Annotated in this window: 13 protein-coding genes; 6 read left to right on the forward strand and 7 right to left on the reverse strand. The window is 69.2% G+C overall.

The features are described 5' to 3' along the window. Positions 1 to 79 precede the first annotated feature (79 nt). Complete coding sequence (locus EDC34_RS01815; protein ID WP_240311031.1) at positions 80 to 883, reverse strand: DUF3298 and DUF4163 domain-containing protein; 804 nt, start codon at positions 881 to 883, stop codon at positions 80 to 82. Positions 884 to 1041: 158 nt separating this feature from the next. After that, positions 1042 to 2613 (reverse strand): tetratricopeptide repeat-containing sulfotransferase family protein, encoded by a 1572-nt coding sequence (locus EDC34_RS01820; protein WP_114959131.1) that lies wholly within the window; start codon positions 2611 to 2613, stop codon positions 1042 to 1044. 64 nt (positions 2614 to 2677) lie between these two features. Between EDC34_RS01820 and EDC34_RS01825 the strand changes: the two genes are divergently transcribed. From EDC34_RS01825 to rnfB, 6 genes are all read left to right on the forward strand, one after another. Further along, on the forward strand, positions 2678 to 4699 hold the full coding sequence (locus EDC34_RS01825) for an alpha/beta hydrolase family protein (RefSeq protein WP_114959132.1): 2022 nt from the start codon (positions 2678 to 2680) through the stop codon (positions 4697 to 4699). 169 nt (positions 4700 to 4868) lie between these two features. Further along, positions 4869 to 7823: a TonB-dependent receptor domain-containing protein gene (locus tag EDC34_RS01830; protein WP_114959133.1), complete on the forward strand. Its 2955-nt coding sequence runs from the start codon at positions 4869 to 4871 to the stop codon at positions 7821 to 7823. A 151-nt stretch (positions 7824 to 7974) separates the two neighbouring features. Further along, positions 7975 to 8727 (forward strand): SEL1-like repeat protein, encoded by a 753-nt coding sequence (locus EDC34_RS01835; protein WP_132982830.1) that lies wholly within the window; start codon positions 7975 to 7977, stop codon positions 8725 to 8727. Positions 8728 to 8812: 85 nt separating this feature from the next. Further along, on the forward strand, positions 8813 to 9247 hold the full coding sequence (locus EDC34_RS01840; RefSeq protein ID WP_114959135.1) for a DUF2147 domain-containing protein: 435 nt from the start codon (positions 8813 to 8815) through the stop codon (positions 9245 to 9247). Positions 9248 to 9363: 116 nt separating this feature from the next. Next, positions 9364 to 11421 carry a methionine--tRNA ligase gene (gene metG / locus EDC34_RS01845; RefSeq protein ID WP_114959136.1) on the forward strand — a complete coding sequence of 686 codons (2058 nt, stop codon included), beginning with the start codon at positions 9364 to 9366 and terminating at the stop codon, positions 11419 to 11421. A gap of 159 nt (positions 11422 to 11580) precedes the next feature. Then, a complete protein-coding gene (rnfB, locus tag EDC34_RS01850; protein WP_114959137.1) occupies positions 11581 to 12012 on the forward strand; it encodes an Rnf electron transport complex subunit RnfB in 432 nt (143 codons plus the stop codon). A 43-nt stretch (positions 12013 to 12055) separates the two neighbouring features. Here the strand turns inward: rnfB and EDC34_RS01855 are convergent, their stop codons facing one another. From EDC34_RS01855 to tsaE, 5 genes are all read right to left on the reverse strand, one after another. Beyond that, entirely contained in the window at positions 12056 to 12982 is a 927-nt protein-coding gene (locus EDC34_RS01855) for a TraB/GumN family protein (RefSeq protein ID WP_114959138.1), read from the reverse strand. Then, complete coding sequence (locus EDC34_RS01860; protein WP_114959139.1) at positions 12979 to 13944, reverse strand: DUF1684 domain-containing protein; 966 nt, start codon at positions 13942 to 13944, stop codon at positions 12979 to 12981. Before EDC34_RS01860 ends, EDC34_RS01855 begins: the two co-directional genes overlap by 4 nt. Next, positions 13923 to 15743, reverse strand: a complete 1821-nt coding sequence (gene mutL / locus EDC34_RS01865) for a DNA mismatch repair endonuclease MutL (protein WP_114959140.1) — start codon at positions 15741 to 15743, stop codon at positions 13923 to 13925. Before mutL ends, EDC34_RS01860 begins: the two co-directional genes overlap by 22 nt. A gap of 37 nt (positions 15744 to 15780) precedes the next feature. After that, a complete protein-coding gene (locus EDC34_RS01870) occupies positions 15781 to 17229 on the reverse strand; it encodes an N-acetylmuramoyl-L-alanine amidase (RefSeq protein ID WP_114959141.1) in 1449 nt (482 codons plus the stop codon). A 118-nt stretch (positions 17230 to 17347) separates the two neighbouring features. After that, a complete protein-coding gene (gene tsaE / locus EDC34_RS01875) occupies positions 17348 to 17803 on the reverse strand; it encodes a tRNA (adenosine(37)-N6)-threonylcarbamoyltransferase complex ATPase subunit type 1 TsaE (protein WP_114959142.1) in 456 nt (151 codons plus the stop codon). Positions 17804 to 17806: the final 3 nt, after the last annotated feature.

The raw sequence follows: 17806 nt of genomic DNA on the forward strand, positions 1-17806 counted from the left end.
GATGGACGTAGGCGATGCGCAACTGGGCCGGCATCGGCGCAGCCTGCACCTGCGGCGTCGCAGCGGCTGCGACGCCCGCTCAGCCCGCGCGGAACAGCGGCCGATAGGCGGGTGCGACCAGCGGCAGCAGCACCCTGGCCGGCACGTCCACGGTCTGGGTGCCTTCCACGTACGGGGCCACCTGGTAGGGCGGAAACACGAAGCGCAGGGCGCGGATGCTGCCATCGGCATTCATCACCGGCTCGAAGCGCGCGAAATGCGCGGGCTTCGGCGCGGTGCCCTCGTCGATCATGCCGCCGCGCATCTGCAGCTGCTCGGCGTACACGTCGGGATCCAGGTGGTCGTCGTCGAGATCGCGCTGCACCCGCGTCTTCAGCTGTGCGCGCACGTAGTCGGACACCGGCACCCAATCGGCTGCGTTCGGGATCAGCTGCTCGGCGGCGAGCATCTGCTGCATCTGCGGCAGCCAGACGAAGCGCTGCTCCAGCGGCACGCCATGCGCACCGCCGAGGTAGCTGCTGCCGGTCGCAGCCACCGCCACCACCCGCGGGGTCTCCGCGACCAGGCTGAAATTCAGGCTGAGGTCGTACGGCACCGCCGGCCTGCGCCCCTTCAACTCGCCCAGTGCCTGCATCAGCTGGTCCTGCACCGCCGCAGCGTAATCCTGCAGCGCGCGCGCTAGCGGCGGATAGCGCACCGCTTCCTGCGGATAGCTGATGCCGATGATGTAGGCCGGGGTGGTTTCGATCACATCTTTCAATTCCGGTGTCGCGGCCACCGCGACCGGATCCGCAGGCGCGGCCGGCGCGGAAGCCGGCGCCTCCACCTCGCGCCCGCGCTGGCAACCGCACAGAGTCGCCAGCGCCAGGCCGACGGCAAGCACGGCATGGAAAGAGGCGGGACGACGACGGCACATGGGCATGTAACGACGGGTAGGGCGGTTGGCGTGCGCGGATTCTGGCATGCCGCACCGGAATGGAAAGCCGCCGACACCGTTCCCGTGACCGCGCTCCGCGACAGGCGGGGCCGGCATCGCGGCGGTCAGTCGACCTGCATGCCCGCCTCCTCAAGCAGGGCGCGCAACTCGTCCAGCGCCGACCCGTAGCGCTTCCAGCGCGCCAGTGCCTGCCGGTGCAGCGGCTCACGCACCTGCACCGCGCTGGCGGTCGCCACCGGCGCGGCATTGTCGGAAAAATGCAGGCAGGCCGGGTCCCACTCCAACCCGCAGTGCGCCAGCAGGCGCCGGGTCTGGCCCTCCTGGTCGTCCACCAGCGCCTCGTAGTGCAGCTCCAGCACGCGTCCGGGAAGCACCTGCTGCCAATGCCGCATCAGCGCATCGAACTGGAGGTAATAGCGCCCGGTATCGAGCAGGTCGAAGGAGTAGTCGTAATACGGGCTGGTCTGCGCGAACAGCTGGCGGAAATTGCCCAGGCAGGTATCCATCGGGTGGCGCCGCAGGCAGACGATCCTGGCATTTGGCAGGGCACGTGCGATATGCCCGAGATACAGGAAGTTGTGCGGCAATTTGTCCACGAAGCGCGGCTTCACGGCCGTTCCCGGCCGGGTGCTCGCCACGTAGGCCCGGCCCAGCACCCCGGGATCGACCCTGGCGCCGCGACGCAAGGTGTCGGGATCGAGCAATTCGGGTGTTGCGCTTCCCGAGAGCCGCTTGAGCACCACCCCGAAGTTCTGCAGCTCGCCGGCCGAATGGACCTGCGGATGGCTCGACAGGATGCGATCCACCAGGGTGGTGCCGCTGCGCGGCATGCCGACCACGAAGATCGGCGCCGGGTCGGGATCCCCGCCACTGGCCTCGATCGGACCGGGGAATAGCGCGCGGATGGCATCGAACAGGGCGGCATCGCGCGCGCTGGAGTATCCGCGCCCTGCGCCGCCGGCGGCCTTGCCGGCCACCAGGTGGGAAAACGCGCGCGGATAATCCTCCAGATCCTCCAGCTCCTTGGCCAGCGCCAGGTTGAGGTACATCCGCGCCTCGCTGCCATCCGCCCGCTCCAGCAAGGCGCGCAGGCGGTCCAGATGATTCTGCTCCGGCGTGGCCTTGCGCAGTTGGGCCAGGGCCAGGTGCGCCTTCCAAAACGTGGGGTCGGCGGCGATGCAGGCCTCGTACTCCTGCCCGGCGCGCTCCAATTGGCCAATGAAGGTCAGCGATGTGGCCAGATTGAAGTGGCCCACCGCACGCCCTGGAGTCCGCTGCACGGCGAGCTCGAACAAAGGCGCGGCCTTGGCGTGCTCGTTGGCCTGGGTATAGACCACGGCCAGCGTGTCCAATGTGGCCGCATCCTGCGGATCCATCGCCAGCGCGGCATCCGCCGCCACCACCGACTCGCGGGTCAGGCGCGCCATCGCCAACGCGCGCGCGAACTGCGCCGCATAGTCCGGGCGCTGCGGGTTGTGGTGGACGGCTCGCTGCAGGTGGCGAATCCCCTCCTGCAGGCGCTGCATCTGCAGTGCCGCCACGCCCGCGACGAAATGGACGCCCGCATGCGGCGGGATCTTCGGCAGCAGAGACTCTGCCAGCGCCGATGCCTGCGCCCAGTCGCCGCGGTTGAGCGCGTCCACGGCGCGCGCGTAGGTTTGGGGGGGAGTTTCCATCCACGAATGGTAGCGCGGGCTGCTAGGATTTCCCCGGGGAACGACTCTTCAGGGGAACGATACGATGCACCTCCGCGTCCGCATTCAGTTGCTGGCGGCATGCTTTGCCTTCTCGAGCCTGGCCGCGACGGCCGGGCAACCAATCCCGGCTGAAGTGCTGGCCCGGACGCCGGCGATCCAGTCGGTTTCGATGAGCACCGATGGCAAGAACCTCGTCGCGCTGGTGGTCGCCCCCGGCAGCAAGGACGGGGACACCGCGCTCGCGAGCTGGGATCTCGACCATATCGATGCAGGCAGCCGCATCACGCCCTCGGGTGACCGCATGAAGTTCATCGCGGCCAGCGCACTGAAGGCCGACCGCATCCTGGTCATCGGACGGCAGGAATGGACCGGCCAGCTTGGTGGCTGCGGCGAGGGCAAGCAAACCGGCGCAACCAAGACCTTCGTCAGCAAGGCCTATCTCACCGATACCAGCCACAAGAAATTCGACGAGGCGTTCGCCGCCAAGACCAGCAAGATCGACATGCCCGAGGACATGCGCCGCTGCCTGGAGCTCGCGGGTACGGCATCGCTCGTCAATCCGCTGCCGCTGGACCCGGACAATGTGATCATCCGCCAGCTCGACCCCGGCTCGCTGGCGAGCAACTACCTGCTCTACAACCTGCGCAGCGGCGAGAGCAAGCTGCTGTTCAAGGGCGGCGGCCGCTCCGAGCCGGGCCTGTTCGATCCCCGCACCGGCGAGCTGCTCACCCGCACCCAGCTGGAGCCGGTCGGCGGCGGCGAGTACGAGCAGCAGGTCCTGATCCGCGATCCGCAGAGCGGGCAGTTCGTGGTCCACCCCAACCTGACCCGTCGCCTGAGCGAGCGCTACACGGTCGACATCGTGGGCCGCGACGAAGCCAGCGGCAAGTTCTACGTGCTCACCGACCTGTTCTCCGACAAGGTGCAGGCCTGGATGTACGACCCGGCGACCCGCCAATTCGACGCTGAGCCACTGCTGGCACACCCGAACTATTCGATTGCAGCCCTGATTTTCGGGCGGCAGCCCAGCAACTTCGGCCGCATCCTCGGCTTTGCCGTGGAGGGCCCGCGGGTCGAAGTCACCTACATCGACCCGCAAATGCAGGCGATCCAGTCGCTGCTGGAAAAGAACTTCCCCGGCCAGACGGTCACGATCACCGGCTATGACAACAGCCTCGGAAAGATCCTGTTCACCACATCCAGCCACCGCGACCCGCCGGCGTATCACCTGCTGCTGGATCGCAAGCGGATCGTCAGCCTCGGCAACCAGAATCCGGACTTCAAGCCGGAGTGGGTCGGTGAGCAGCGCTGGGTGGAGTACACCGCACGCGATGGCCTGACCATCCCGGCCATCCTCGACCTGCCCGCCGGCTGGACGCCGGCGCAGGGACCGCTGCCGGCGATCGTGCACCCGCACGGCGGCCCGTGGGCGCGCGATTACACGGGCTGGGACGCCACCGGCTGGGTGCCGTTCCTGACCTCGCGCGGCTACGCGGTACTGCGCCCGCAGTATCGCGGCTCCGCTGGGCTAGGCCGCGCGCTGTGGCTGGCCGGCGATGCCGAATGGGGCCAGAAGATGCAGGATGACCTCGACGACGGCGCTGCCTGGCTGGCCCGCGAGGGCATCGCCAATCCCAAGCGCGAGGCGATCTTCGGCTACTCCTATGGCGGGTTCGCCGCCGCCGCCGCAGTGGTGCGCCCGAATGGCCCGTTCCAATGCGCGATCGCAGGCGCGCCGGTCACAGACCTCACCAAGCTGGGCTGGTCGTGGAGCGAGAATCGCCTGCAGCGGATCCTGCAGGGACGCACGGTCAAGGGCATGGATCCGATGCAGAACACGGCCAAGGCCAGCATCCCGGTCCTGCTGTACGTGGGTGACCGCGACGTGCGTACCCCGGCCTTCCATGCCGAGGGGTTCTACAAGGCGGTGAAGGACAAGGTGCCGGCGAAGTTCGTGCTGGTCCCGGACATGCCGCACAGCATGCCCTGGTACCCGCGGCAGCAGGCCCAGACCTTGCGCCTGATCGAGGATTTCCTGACCCGCGACTGCACTCGCAACCCCTGAGCTCGCCAGGGACGGTAATGCTTCAACGATCGCCTTGTTTTGCGATAAACGTCACAATATTCCCCCATTTCCGCACGACCTTCTCTATTGCTGGGCGATGAAATAAACATTAATTTTCTTTAACGTCGCACGCCGGGAGGGGCCCGGCGTCCGTGTTGGGGAAAATTTGATGAAGAAGCACTCGCGCGCAGCCCGACTGCGCAAATTGCCGTTGTTCGTCGCCATGCTGGGCTGCCTGTACGGCATGCCTGCGCTGGCCCAGGAGACAGGGGCCAAGAAGCCCGACGCCGCCAAGCAAGAAGAGGCGAAGAAGAAGGACGAGCCCAAGGAGCTCGACAAGATCACCGTCACCGGGTCGCTGCTGAAGCGCTTGGAGTACGACACCACTTCGCCAATCCAGGTGATTTCGGCCGACGTCAGCGTGGATGCCGGCCAGATCAACACGGCCGAGATGCTGCAGAAGTCCAGCGTCGCCGCCGGCTCCACCCAGATCAGCAACCAGTTCGCCGGCTTCGTGGTGGAAGGCGGCACAGGCGTACAGACCATCAACCTGCGTGGCCTGGGCGCCCAGCGCACCGCCGTGCTGCTCAATGGCCAGCGCCCCGGCCCCGCCGGCACCCGCGGCCAGGTGCTGGCGTTCGACCTGAACGTGATCCCGCAGTCGATCCTGCAGCGCGCGGAAATCGTGAAGGACGGCTCCTCCTCGATCTACGGCTCCGACGCGCTGGCCGGCGTGGTCAACTTGATCACCCGCAAGAACTTCAACGGACCGGAGTTCAGCTTCACCGGCCGCGCTCCGCAGCAGGGTGGCGCCGAAACGGTCAGCTTCTCGATCGCCAATGGTTGGAACTTCGGCAAGGGCAGCATCTCCGCCGCTGCCGAGTACTATCTGCAGGAGCCCCTGCGTTTCCGCGACCGCGACTATCTGCGCTGTGCGCAGGACCTGGTGTGGGACCAGAACGGCAACCGCATCGACCGCCAGGACCGCTCCGTTCTGGCCGGCACTCCGCTGGGCGGCTGCTCCGGTAGCAACCTCTACGCCAACACCGTCATCGATGCGGTGTACGGCACCCGCTACATCCCGTCGCCGACCGGCAACACCATCGGCCTGATCCCGGGCTACCGCCCGCGCACCAATGCCAGCTATGGCCCCGGCAACACCGGGCAGGCGTATTTCGAGGACGTGCTGAACTTCGACTTCTTCGGCGAGCAGCAGCTGATCGACCGCCAGGAGCGCTTCAGCGTGTTCGCCAGCTCCGACTTCAATCTCGGGGCGGTCAACTGGACCACCGATTTCCTGTACAACCGCCGCGGCACCGACACCCACCGCTGGCGCCAGTTCTTCCCGCTGACCGGCGGCACGACCGCGATCCTGTCGTCCTATCGCTACACCGATGGCTCCAGCTTCGCCAGCCCGGTGCCGAGCGGGATCGCGCAGCCGGTGATGCCGTTCCCCTCGGATCAGAAGGTGCGCATCAACTACTACTACCTGCGTACCGGTCTGGACGGACTGATCGGCAACATCGACACCTGGAGCTGGACGACCAACCTGTCCTACACCCGCTCGGATGGCGACTACTCGGTCCTTTCGATCCTGAAGTCCAAGTCGGGCGATGTCGATCCGGCGCTGCGGCCGTGGACGGGCGGACGCTCGCCGTCGGTCAACTACTTCGACCCCTGCTTCCTCAGCGGCCAGTGCATGGATCAGCTGGTCGCGGCCGTCGGCCAGTGGCACACCGGCAACACCGTGTATGACCAGTACCTGATCAATGCGGTCGCCACCGGCGAAGCCTTCAACCTGCCTGCTGGCCCTGTCAGCGTGGCGATCGGCGCTGAATACCGTAATTTCGGCATCAATGACCAACCCAGCCAGCAGGAGCGCAGCGGCGACCTGTGGGGCCAGAGCTCGGCGGTGGTCACCAAGGGCCGCGACCACGTGAAGGAAGTGTTCACCGAGGTCGAAGTGCCTTTGCTGAAGGGCCTGCCGGCGTTCGAGTCGCTCACCCTGAACATGTCCGCGCGCGCCTTCGATTACGCCTCCGTCGGTGATTCCGACCATGTTTGGAAGCTGGGCCTGGGCTGGCAGGTCATCCCCGCGGTCCGCCTGCGCGCCACCAAGGGTACGTCCTACCGCGCGCCGGGCCTGTACGAGCTCTACCTGGGCAACCTGTCCAGCTTCGTCTCGCAGGCATCGATCGATCCGTGCATCAACTGGGGCCAGAGCACCAACGACTACATCCGCGCCAACTGCGCCGCCGCAGGGATTCCCGACAATTTTGCGGGTGCCACCTCGTCGGCCACGGTGATCTCGCAGGGCGGCGCCGGCGTGCTCAAGCCGGAGACCTCGAGCGCGAAGACAGCAGGCATCGTCTTCACGCCGACGTCCTGGCCGTTCAGCATGGCCATCGACTACTTCAGCTACACCGTCCGCGACCAGATCGCGCAGCTGACCGCGGCCACCATCCTGGGCGGCTGCTATGGCGCCGAGGTGTATCCGAACCAGTTCTGCTCGCTGTTCGTGCGCAATCCGTCCAACCACCCGACCGCGCCGAACAAGATCGAAACGGTCTACCAGAAGTACGTCAACGTGAACCGGCAGAAGGTGCGTGGCTATGACCTGCTGAGCCGCTACGACGGCAACTTCAGCTTCGGCAAGCTGGAAGTCGAGGCCCAGGCCACGTACACGATGGAGGACTTCGAGGAGTTCTTCAGCACCTCGGCCGCCAGCGGCTTCTCCACCTCGAACCGCAACGGCTCGATCGGACGCCCGAAGGTGGTGGGCAACCTGCGTACCACCTTCAAGCGCAACGACTGGAGCTGGACCTGGTACATGAACTACGTGGGCCGGACCAAGTCGCTGACGCTCTCGCCCACTTTCACGTACTTCGGCTGGACCAATGCCGTGCGTGATATCGAGGCCGAGGCGCGGCTGTACCACACCGTGTCGGTGCGTTACGAGCAGCCGAAGTGGTCGGTGCTGTTCGGCATCCAGAACCTGACGGATCGGGATCCGCCGACCATTTCGAGCGGCGTGGCGACCCGCTATGGCAACATTCCGGCGTTCGCGACCCAGTATGATCTCCTGGGCCGCACGTTCTTCACCCGCATCGACTTCAAGTTCTGATTGCTTGGCTTGCAGTCGTCTACTCGAAGGCCCGGCATCGCCGGGCCTTCGTTTTTGCAGCCGCCCAGTCATTCCGACCGGCATCGCGACAACGCTCGCCATCCTTGCCGGAAATGCACGAGCCGATCCCATGCACCCACTCCCCAAGCTGATGCTGTTGCTGGCCCTGCCTGCGGCGCTCTCCATCCCGGCACGGGCCGCACTGCCAACCGATCCCACCAACGACGACATGCTCGCCGCTGCCGGCTTCCTGGACGGGCATCCTGACCTGCGCCATCGCAACCTGGGCCTGCAAGCCTGGGAGCGCCAGGACTACGCCACCGCGCTGGCGCAGTTCAAGCAGGCGGCCTGGTACGGGGACAAGCCATCGCAGGCTGTCATCGGAGAGATGTACTGGGATGGCACCGGGGTACCGCAGGATCGCGTCCTGGGCCTGATCTGGATGGACCTGGCGGCGGAACGCCGCTACGACTTCTTCTCGAAGAAGCGCGACTATTACTGGAGCCAGCTCGGCGAGGATGAGCGCCGACAGGCACTGGCCCGGGGCCGCGCCGTCCAGGCCGAGTACGAAGATGCCGCCACCGCACCCCGTCTGGCGCAGGCGCTTCGGCGCGAGCGCAACCGGATGACCGGCAGCCGGGTCGGCTCGCAGACCAGCGCGATGCAGGTCTACGTCCCCGGCTACGGGACGATCGACGGCACCCAGTTCTACGCGCCCCAGTTCTGGGACCCCGCGCAGTACCGGCAATGGCAGGACCAGTACTGGCTCCATCTGCGCCCCGGCCAGGTTCATATCGGTGACGTGGAGAAAGTACCCCCGCCGCCAGACGGGCCGCCTCGACCCGCACCCGCACCCGATACGCCCCCTGCGGCTCGAAAACAGCCGGCGACCCAGGAACGCTGAAAGCCATTCCATACCGCAACGGATGGGGTATAACTCACCCAACGGGGCGCGCCGCGCCCTGCCGATCCCGGAGGAGGGGAACCCGATGCGCAAGATGATCCTGATGGCGATGTTGGCAACGCTCTCGCTGGCCGCGACCGCGCAGCAGCACGCGGCGTCGCCGGTGGGCAAGTGGAAGACGCTGGACGACGAGACCGGCAAGCCGATGACCATCACCGAGATCTACGAGGCCAAGAACGGCACGTTGGCCGCGAAGATCACCGAGAACCTGGGCCTGCCGGCCAATTGCGACAAGTGCAGCGGCCAGTACAAGGGCAAGCCGTTCGTCGGCATCGTCACTCTGTGGGACCTGAAGCCGCAGGGCGACGGCACCTGGGGCGGCGGCAACGGCTACAAGCCGTCCGACGACCGCAAGTTCACCGCCAAGTCGGTGAAGCTGGTCGACGGCGGCAAGAAGCTGGAAGTGAAGGGCTGCGTCGCGTTCTTCTGCAAGACCGCCACTTGGGTACGCGTGGACTGACGCGCCCGCACGAGGCGGCATCCACAGCGAAAGCCCCGGCCATGCCGGGGTTTTCGCATTCCGGGGTGCGGCGATGCGCATGCGATAATCCGGCCCCCTCCCGCACCGCCACGCCCATGCCACGCCCCGCGCTCGTCACCAATGCCCTGCCCTATGCCAACGGCCCGCTGCACCTGGGCCATCTGGTCGGCTACATCCAGGCCGACATCTGGGTGCGGGCGCGGCGCATGCGCGGCGAGACGGTGCATTACGTCTGCGCCGACGACACCCACGGCACCCCGATCATGCTGGCGGCGGAAAAGACCGGCACCACGCCGGAGGCCTTCATCGCCGCGATCCAGGCCGGGCACGAGCGTGATTTCGCCGCGTTCGGCGTGGCCTTCGACCACTACGACTCCACCCATTCGCCGGCCAACCGCGCGCTCACCGAGGCGATCTATGCCGCGCTGGACGCCGGCGGCCATATCAGCCGCCGCCACGTCGCCCAGTTCTATGATCCGGCCAAGGGCATGTTCCTGCCCGACCGCTACGTGAAGGGCATCTGCCCGAATTGCGGCGCGCCCGACCAGTACGGCGACAACTGCGAGGTCTGCGGCGCCACCTATGCGCCCACCGACCTCAAGGACCCGAAATCGGCGGTCTCCGGCGCCACCCCGGAACTGCGCGAATCCGAGCACTTCTTCTTCGAGCTGTCCCGGTTCGAGGGTTTCCTGCGCCTGTGGCTGGCCGGCGACGTGGCGGCCGGCGGGGTCAAGGCCAAGCTGATGGAATGGCTGGACGCCGAGGGCGGCCTGCGTGCCTGGGACATCTCGCGCGATGCGCCCTACTTCGGCTTTCCCATCCCCGGCCAGCCCGGCAAGTACTTCTACGTCTGGCTGGACGCGCCGATCGGCTACCTGTCCAGCTTCCAGACCCTGTGCCAGCGCGCCGGCCTCGACTTCGACGCCTTCGTGCGCGCCGGGGCGGAGGCCGACACCGAGCTGCACCACTTCCTGGGCAAGGACATCGTCAACTTCCACGGCCTGTTCTGGCCGGCGGTGCTGCACGGGGCCGGCCTGCGCGCGCCGACCCGCCTGCACGTCAACGGCTACCTGACGGTGGACGGCGCGAAGATGAGCAAATCGCGTGGCACCTTCATCCTGGCGCGCACCTATCTCGATGCCGGGCTGGACCCGGAGGCGCTGCGCTACTACTTCGCGGCCAAGTCCTCGGGCGGGGTGGACGACCTCGACCTGAACCTGGCCGACTTCAGCGCACGCGTGAACAGCGATGTGGTCGGCAAGTTCGTGAACCTGGCCAGCCGCTGCGCCGGGTTCATCGAGAAGCGCTTTGGCGGCCAGCTGGCCGCGGCGCTGCCGGACCCCGACCAGTACGCCCGGTTCCTGGCCGCGCTGGCGCCGGTGCGCGAGGCCTACGAGCGCAACGACCCGGCCAGCGCGATCCGCCAGGTGATGGCGCTGGCGGACGAGGCCAACAAGTACATCGACGACGTCAAGCCGTGGGTGATCGCCAAGGACGCTACGCGCGAGGCCGAGCTGCAGGCGGTCTGCACCCAGGGCCTGAACCTGTTCCGCGTGCTGGCCGCCGCGCTGGCGCCGATCCTGCCGCGCACCAGCGCGCAGGCGGCGGCGTTCCTCGGCGCCCCGGTGCTGGCCTGGGGCGACCTCGAAGCACCGCTGCTGGCGCGCGCCATCCAGCCGTACACGCCGCTGTTCACCCGCATCGACCCCAAGCAGATCGACGCCATGATCGACGCCTCCAAGGACACCCTCGCCGCGCCTGCGGCCGCCACCGCGCCGGTCGCGGAGAAGCCCGCCACCGCTACCGCACCCGCCGCCACGCCGACGGTCGGCATCGACGACTTCGCCAGGCTCGACCTGCGTATCGGCAAGGTGCTCGAGTGCGGCTTCGTCGAGGGCAGCGACAAGCTGCTGCGCTTCCTGCTGGATGCCGGCGAGCTCGGCCAGCGCCAGATCTTCTCCGGCATCCGCGCCAGCTACGGGGAACCGGAGAAGCTCGTCGGCCGTAGTGTGGTGTTCATCGCCAATCTCGCCCCGCGCAAGATGCGCTTCGGCGTAAGCGAGGGGATGATCCTTTCGGCCGGGTTCGACGGCGGCGGCCTGTTCCTGCTGGATGCCGACACCGGCGCGCAGCCCGGGATGCCGGTGCGCTGACGCGCCGCCCCCCGATGCATACGCGATGGACCAGCCTACCACCTGCACGGGGAGGCCGCGTTCGCTGCAGCGAAATCAAGGAGGAGATGCCGGCCAGAGGCCGGCATCGGGGGACATTCGCGGAAGCGAGCGCGGCCTCCCCGACGACGAATCCCCGCCATGACCGATAGCCTGCTCGCCGACCTCGCCGAGCGCCTCGACCGCCTGCTGCCGCAGACCCAGTGCGGGCAGTGCGGCTTCGACGGCTGCCGCCCGTATGCGGAGGCGATGGCGCGCGGCGAGGCCGGGCCGGAGCGCTGCCCGCCCGGTGGCGATGCCGGCGCGCGCGCGCTGGCGCACGTGCTTGGCCGGCCCGACGTGGCCGTGGTGCGCTATGACCGCGACCGCGGCGTGCAGGCGCCGGCGCACGCGGTGCGGATCGTCGAGGCCGACTGCATCGGCTGCACCAAGTGCATCCAGGCCTGCCCGGTGGATGCCATCGTCGGCGGCTCCAAGCACATGCACACGGTGCTGGAACCGCTGTGCACCGGCTGCGATCTGTGCATCCCGGCCTGCCCGGTGGACTGCATCGTCACCGTCGCCGCAAGCTGACCTCTGCCGCCTGCGCGCACGCATCTCCGCGGGCGCAGCCCCGTCAGTGCGCGTCTGCCGCGGCCACCGGGGCGCAGCCATCGCAGAGGCGCTCCACCGTGTAGCCGCGGGCACGCAGCTGCTCCACCAGCCCGTCCGGCCCCAACAGGTGCAGCGCGCCCACCACTATCAAAGTGTTGTCCCGGTGCGAATCGGCCAGGCGCTTCTCGATCTGCGGCAACCAGGCCTGGTTGCGGTCCACGTCCAGCAGGCGATAGCTCTGCGGGGTCTTGCGCGCCATTTCCGCGCGCATCTCCGCATCGAGCCTGTCGGCATCGCCGGCGCGCCACCACGCGTGCAGGTCCTGCAGCTGGCGCGCGGCCTTCTGCGGGTCGGCCAGGAATTCGTCCAGCCCCTGCACCTGCTCGGCATACGGCACGCTGTCCATCGCCTGCAGCTGGGCATCCACGGTCTCCAACCCCGCCATGGGCTTGCCGGCCTCCGCCGCGCGCTGCATCAGGTAGCGGTCCAGGCCGAGATCCGCACGCAGGCCCAGCGCCTGGGTGATGCCCAGGGTCAGGCTCAGGTTCACCGCCCACGGCTCGCGCTGCTCCAGCGCCTGCAGGCTGCCGCCGCTGGCGCCCACCAGCAGCCCGAGTTTGTCGAGGGTGGACTTGGGCAGTACCGCGCTCAAGGTCTTGCCGTCGCTGTAACCCATGTATTTCTGCATCGCCGCGAGGGTCTCGGGCGCGGTCATCGCGGCGGGATCGACTTCGAACAGCAGCGCGGCGCTGTCGGCGAACGCACGTTCCACCTCCACCGGCAGCGGGTAGTCGTCGGCCTTGAGCAGGTGGAACGAGCCAAGCAGGTACACCGCGCTGTCGGCGTCGGACACCTTCCACAGCAGCGGGTGATGCGCCGCCGGCGCACCGGCCCGCGCGATCGGGGCCAACAGGGTCAGGCACAGCAGGACGAAGAGGCGCAGGGTCATGCGGCGGGCTCGCTGGAGGACGATGGCGCGGCGGGCGCGGGTTTGCGGTAGGCCTTCTCGCCCGCTTCCACCCGCAGGTTCAGGCGGTTCTCGGGCGGCGGCAGCGGGCAGGTGGCGAACAGGGTGAACGCGCACGGCGGGTTGTAGGCGCGGTTGAAGTCCAGCCGCACGCGGCCCTGCGCATCCGGCAGCGGCGCGTCCAGGAAGCGGCCGGCGCCATAGCTGCCGTGGCCGCTGGTGCGGTCGGCGAACACCACGAACAGGGTGCCCTCGCCTTCGTCCAGCGCCTCCAGCCGGTAGCGGCTGCCGTTGCGGGTGAACTCCAGCACTCCGGGGTTGGGGATGTCCTCGGTGATGCCGATGATGTTCACCACCGGCAGCGTCTTGCCGGGCGGATGCGGGATGAAACGCGCCGGCAGGATCCAGCCGTTGCCGCCCGGCCAGTAGTCGAGGCCGGTGAAGCGCAGGCGGGTGTCGGCGTCGGCATGCTTCACCCGCAGCGCCAGCCGGCCGCCGCGCAGGATCACGCTGGCCTGGCCCTTGCCGTCGTCGAATCCGACGATGCTGGCCCCGCCAGGGTCGGCATCGCTGCGCAGCTCGCCGCCGCGGGCGGGAGCGCCATCGATGGTGACCGCGGTATCCGCCACGAAGCGCACCTTGCCGGCGCGTACCGTGAACACGCCCAGATGCGCCGGCCCCATCGCCAGCCGGATGCCGTTGTCGGCCGCGCTGCCCACCCGGTGCGTGCCCGGGTCCAGCCAGTGCAGCCCGACCAGGCTGGTCCAGCCGTCGGGCCGGGTCAGGTCGGCCAGCCGCTGCGTGCGCCAGGCCTGCTCGGAGGCCTCGAAGGCCGCCTGCGCCTTCGCCCTGGCAGCCAGTGCCGCCGCGCTGGGGCCGCTGTCGCGGTTGCACGCGGCCAGCAGCGCCGCCGCCAGCAGGATCAGCGTCCGCGCAGGAACCATTTGTCCATCTCCGCAAGCGAGAAGCGCGTCCAGGTGGGACGGCCGTGGTTGCATTGGCCGGAGCGCTCGGTGGCCTCCATCTGGCGCAGCAGGGCGTTCATCTCCGGGATCGTGAGCCGGCGGTTGGCGCGCACCGCGCCGTGGCAGGCCATGGTGGCCAGCAGCGCGTCGCGGGTTTCGGCCACGCGGCGGGTGCTGCCATGCTCGCGCAGGTCGGCAAGCACGTCGCGCAGCAACGCCTCCACGTCGCCATGCGCCAGCAGCGCCGGCACGCTGCGCAGCAGCAGCGACTGCGGACCGCTGCGCTGCACCTCGAAGCCCAGCTGCGCCAGCGTTTCGGCCTCGCGCTCGGCCACGTCGGCCTCGCGCTCGGACACCGCAAGGCTGCTCGGCACCAGCAACGGCTGCGTGCGCAGGCCTTCGCCGTCGTGCGCGGCCTTCAGCTTCTCGTAGCCGATGCGTTCGTGCGCGGCGTGCATGTCCACCACGATCAGGCCATCGGCGTTCTCGGCCAGGATGTAGATACCGTGCAGCTGGGCAAGGGCGAAGCCCAGCGGCGGCATGCCGCCGGGCGCATCCTCCGGCATCGCCACCGCGGGCGCGAATGGCGCCGGCACGGCCTCCTCGCGCGGCGCATACAGGGCCGCGTAGGCCGCGGGCGCATCGGCCACGCGCAGGCCGATCGCCTGCTGCTGCGGCGCGAATGCCGGCGCCCCGGATGCGGCATGGCCGCCGCCCGCCACCGGCGCGTGCGCAGGCAGCGCTCCGGGCGTGGCCGCATAGGCCGGCGCCGGCGCGGCGCCGGCGCGGGTATCCGCGAGCGCGGCATGCAGCGTGCGATAGACGAAATCGTGCACCAGGCGCGATTCGCGGAAGCGCACTTCGTGCTTGGCCGGGTGCACGTTGACGTCCACCCCGCGCGGGTCGAGCTCGAGGAACAGCACGTAGGCCGGGTGGCGGCCGTGGAACAGCACGTCGCTGTAGGCTTGGCGCACCGCGTGGGCGACGTTGCGGTCGCGCACGCTGCGGCCGTTGACGTACAGGTACTGCTGGTCGGCGCTGGCGCGGTTGTAGGCCGGCTGCGCGATCCAGCCGTGCAGGCGCATGCCCGCGCCGGCGTGGTCCACGCGCAATGCGTTGCGCACGAACTCCTCGCCCAGCGCCTCGTGCAGGCGCACCTCGGACAACAAGTTCCCTTCGCCCTTCCAGCGCCGCGACGGCTTGCCGTTGTGGCTGACCCGGATCTCCACGTCGGGCCGCGCCAGCGCCAGCGTGCGCAGCCAGTCCTCGATGTGCCCCAGCTCGGTGCGCTCGGCGCGCAGGAACTTGCGTCGCGCGGGGACGTTGAAGAACAGGTCGCGCACTTCCACCGTGGTGCCGGGCGGATGCGCCTGCGGCACCACCTCGCCGTGGCGGCCGCCCTCGATACGCAGCTCGGCGCCGTGGTCGGCGTCCGGCCGGCGCGACACCAGCCGGAAGCGGCTGACCGAGGCGACCGACGGCAGCGCCTCGCCGCGGAAGCCCAGCGTCGCCACCGCTTCCAGGTCGTCGATCGAGGCGATCTTGCTGGTGGCATGGCGGCTGACCGCCAGCGGCAGTTCCTCCGGCGCGATCCCGCCGCCGTCGTCGCGGATGCGGATCAGGCGGATGCCGCCGTCCTCGAGGTCGATGTCGATGCGCTTGGCACCGGCATCGAGCGCGTTCTCCACCAATTCCTTGACCACGGAGGCGGGCCGCTCGACGACCTCGCCGGCGGCGATCTGGTTGATGAGGGTGTCGGGAAGCTGGCGGATCGTCATTGGCGGGGGCTCACCCGCCAAGTGTAGCCGCTGGCACTCAGCGGCTGCCGCCGATGCCACTGCGCACCGGCACGTCCGCCTGCGCCGACTGCGCGGCCTGCGCGCGCGCGGCGTACAGCGTGCCCGGCGGCGGCTGGCGCGAGAAATAGGTGTCCACGCCGTCCAGGATGGCGCGCGCCAGGGTGCGCTGGAACGCCGGGTCGGTGAGCCGCTTTTCTTCCTCCGGATTGGAGATGAAGGCGGTTTCCACCAGCATCGCCGGCATCTTGTCGGAGGTGCGCAGCACCGCGAAATTCGCGCGCTCGATGTCCGGCTTGTGGTTGTTGCCGACCCGCTTCAGCCCGCCCAGCACGTGCTGGGCCGCGTCCTCCGAGGCCTTCATGTTGCCGCTCTGGGTGAGGTCCAGCAGCACCGAGGTCAAGGTGTTGTCGGCCACCCGCACGCGCGCGCCGCCGATCACGTCGGCCGCGTTTTCCTTGTCGGCCAGCCAGCGCGCGCGCTGCGAGGACGCGCCACGGGTGGACAGGATGTACACCGACGACCCGCGCGCGCCGCGGTTCTCGGCGGCATCGGCGTGGATCGAGATGAAGATGTCGGCCTTGTTGGCGCTGGCGCGGCGGGCGCGGTATTCCAGCGGGATGAACACGTCGCTGTCGCGGGTGAGGTAGGCCTTCAGCCCCGGGGTGGCGTTCACCTGGCGCGCCAGCTCGCGCGCGATCGCCAGGGTGACATCCTTCTCGCGGGTGCCGCCGGGGCCATGCGCACCGGGGTCCTGCCCGCCGTGGCCGGCATCGATGGCCACCACCAGCGGCCGCATCCCCGCCTGCAGCGCCGGACGCGGGGGCGGCGGCAGCGGCGGATCGGCCGGCGCGGGGGCGTCGTCGTCGGCGGGGGCCGGCATGGAGGTTGCCGCGAGGACGGGCGCCGCGGAAGTCGGGCCGGGATTGGCGGAGGCCGGCGGCGCGTGCTGCGCGAAGGCCGCGATCGGATCGCTCGGGGCGGCGCCCGGCGCACTGCCTGCCGCGCTGCCCGACGGGGCAGCCGACGCGGGCGCCGAGGCGACGGCCTGCGCCGCGGCGGGGCCATCGCCCGGCCATTCCAGCACCAGCACGGCACCGCTGGCGGCGCCGTCCAGCGTGGTCGGGATCGCCTTCACCTTGCCGGCCAGGTCGAACACCACCCGCACCGTGCCCGGCACTGGCTGCCCGGTGCGCACGGCCTTCACCAGCCCGGCCGCACCCGGCAGGCCCAGGCCGCGCGCCAGATGGCTGTCGGGGAAATCCACCGCCAACCGCTCGGGATTCGACAGCGGGATCAGGCGGTACTCGCCCACCTTGTCCAGATGCAGCTCGGCGCGCGTGCCGGTCGGCCCAGCCTCGATTCGCAACTGCCTGATTTCAGAGGCTTTTACCGGAAGCAGCGCGAGCGCGACCAGGCCGATGGCGGCCGCGATGGCAGGCTTGCGGTGGCTCCCCCTCAGGCGCATGGCCCGGAGTGAACCACTTTCCGGGCAGGATCGCAAGCACTTTTCCCTGAATAATCCGGCACCTGCGAGATTTTCCTCAATCAGGGCACGTAAACATCACCGCAACTTGCCAAGCGCCTCACCCGAAGCCGGCCCGGGCCAGCCACTCGCGCCCGGCCGGGGTTTGCGCCTCCAGCGCGCAGGCGCGCCCCGCGCCCTGCAGCGCCAGCTGGATGTCCAGGTCCGGCGGCGGCAGCGCCCCATGCCCGCGCTGGGGCCATTCCACCAGCCACAGCCGGGCCGCCTCCGGGTCCAGCCCGAGGAACTCGAGCTCGCCGGGGTCGCCGATCCGGTACAGATCCAGATGCAGGGCCAGCGCGCCCTGCGCCAGCGGGTACTGCTCGACCAGGGTATAGGTCGGACTGCGGATGGTGCCGGTCACGCCCAGCCCGCGCAGCAGCGCGCGCGCGAGGCTGGATTTGCCGGCGCCGAGATCGCCGTGCAGGTAGGCCACGGCGCGCGCCGGCAGCGCCTGCGCCAGGCGCAGGCCGAGGGCCTCGGTGGCGGCCGGATCGGGCAGAGTGAGATGGGGCATGGC

It is taken from the genome of Thermomonas haemolytica, from assembly GCF_004346265.1.
Lineage (GTDB): Bacteria > Pseudomonadota > Gammaproteobacteria > Xanthomonadales > Xanthomonadaceae > Thermomonas > Thermomonas haemolytica.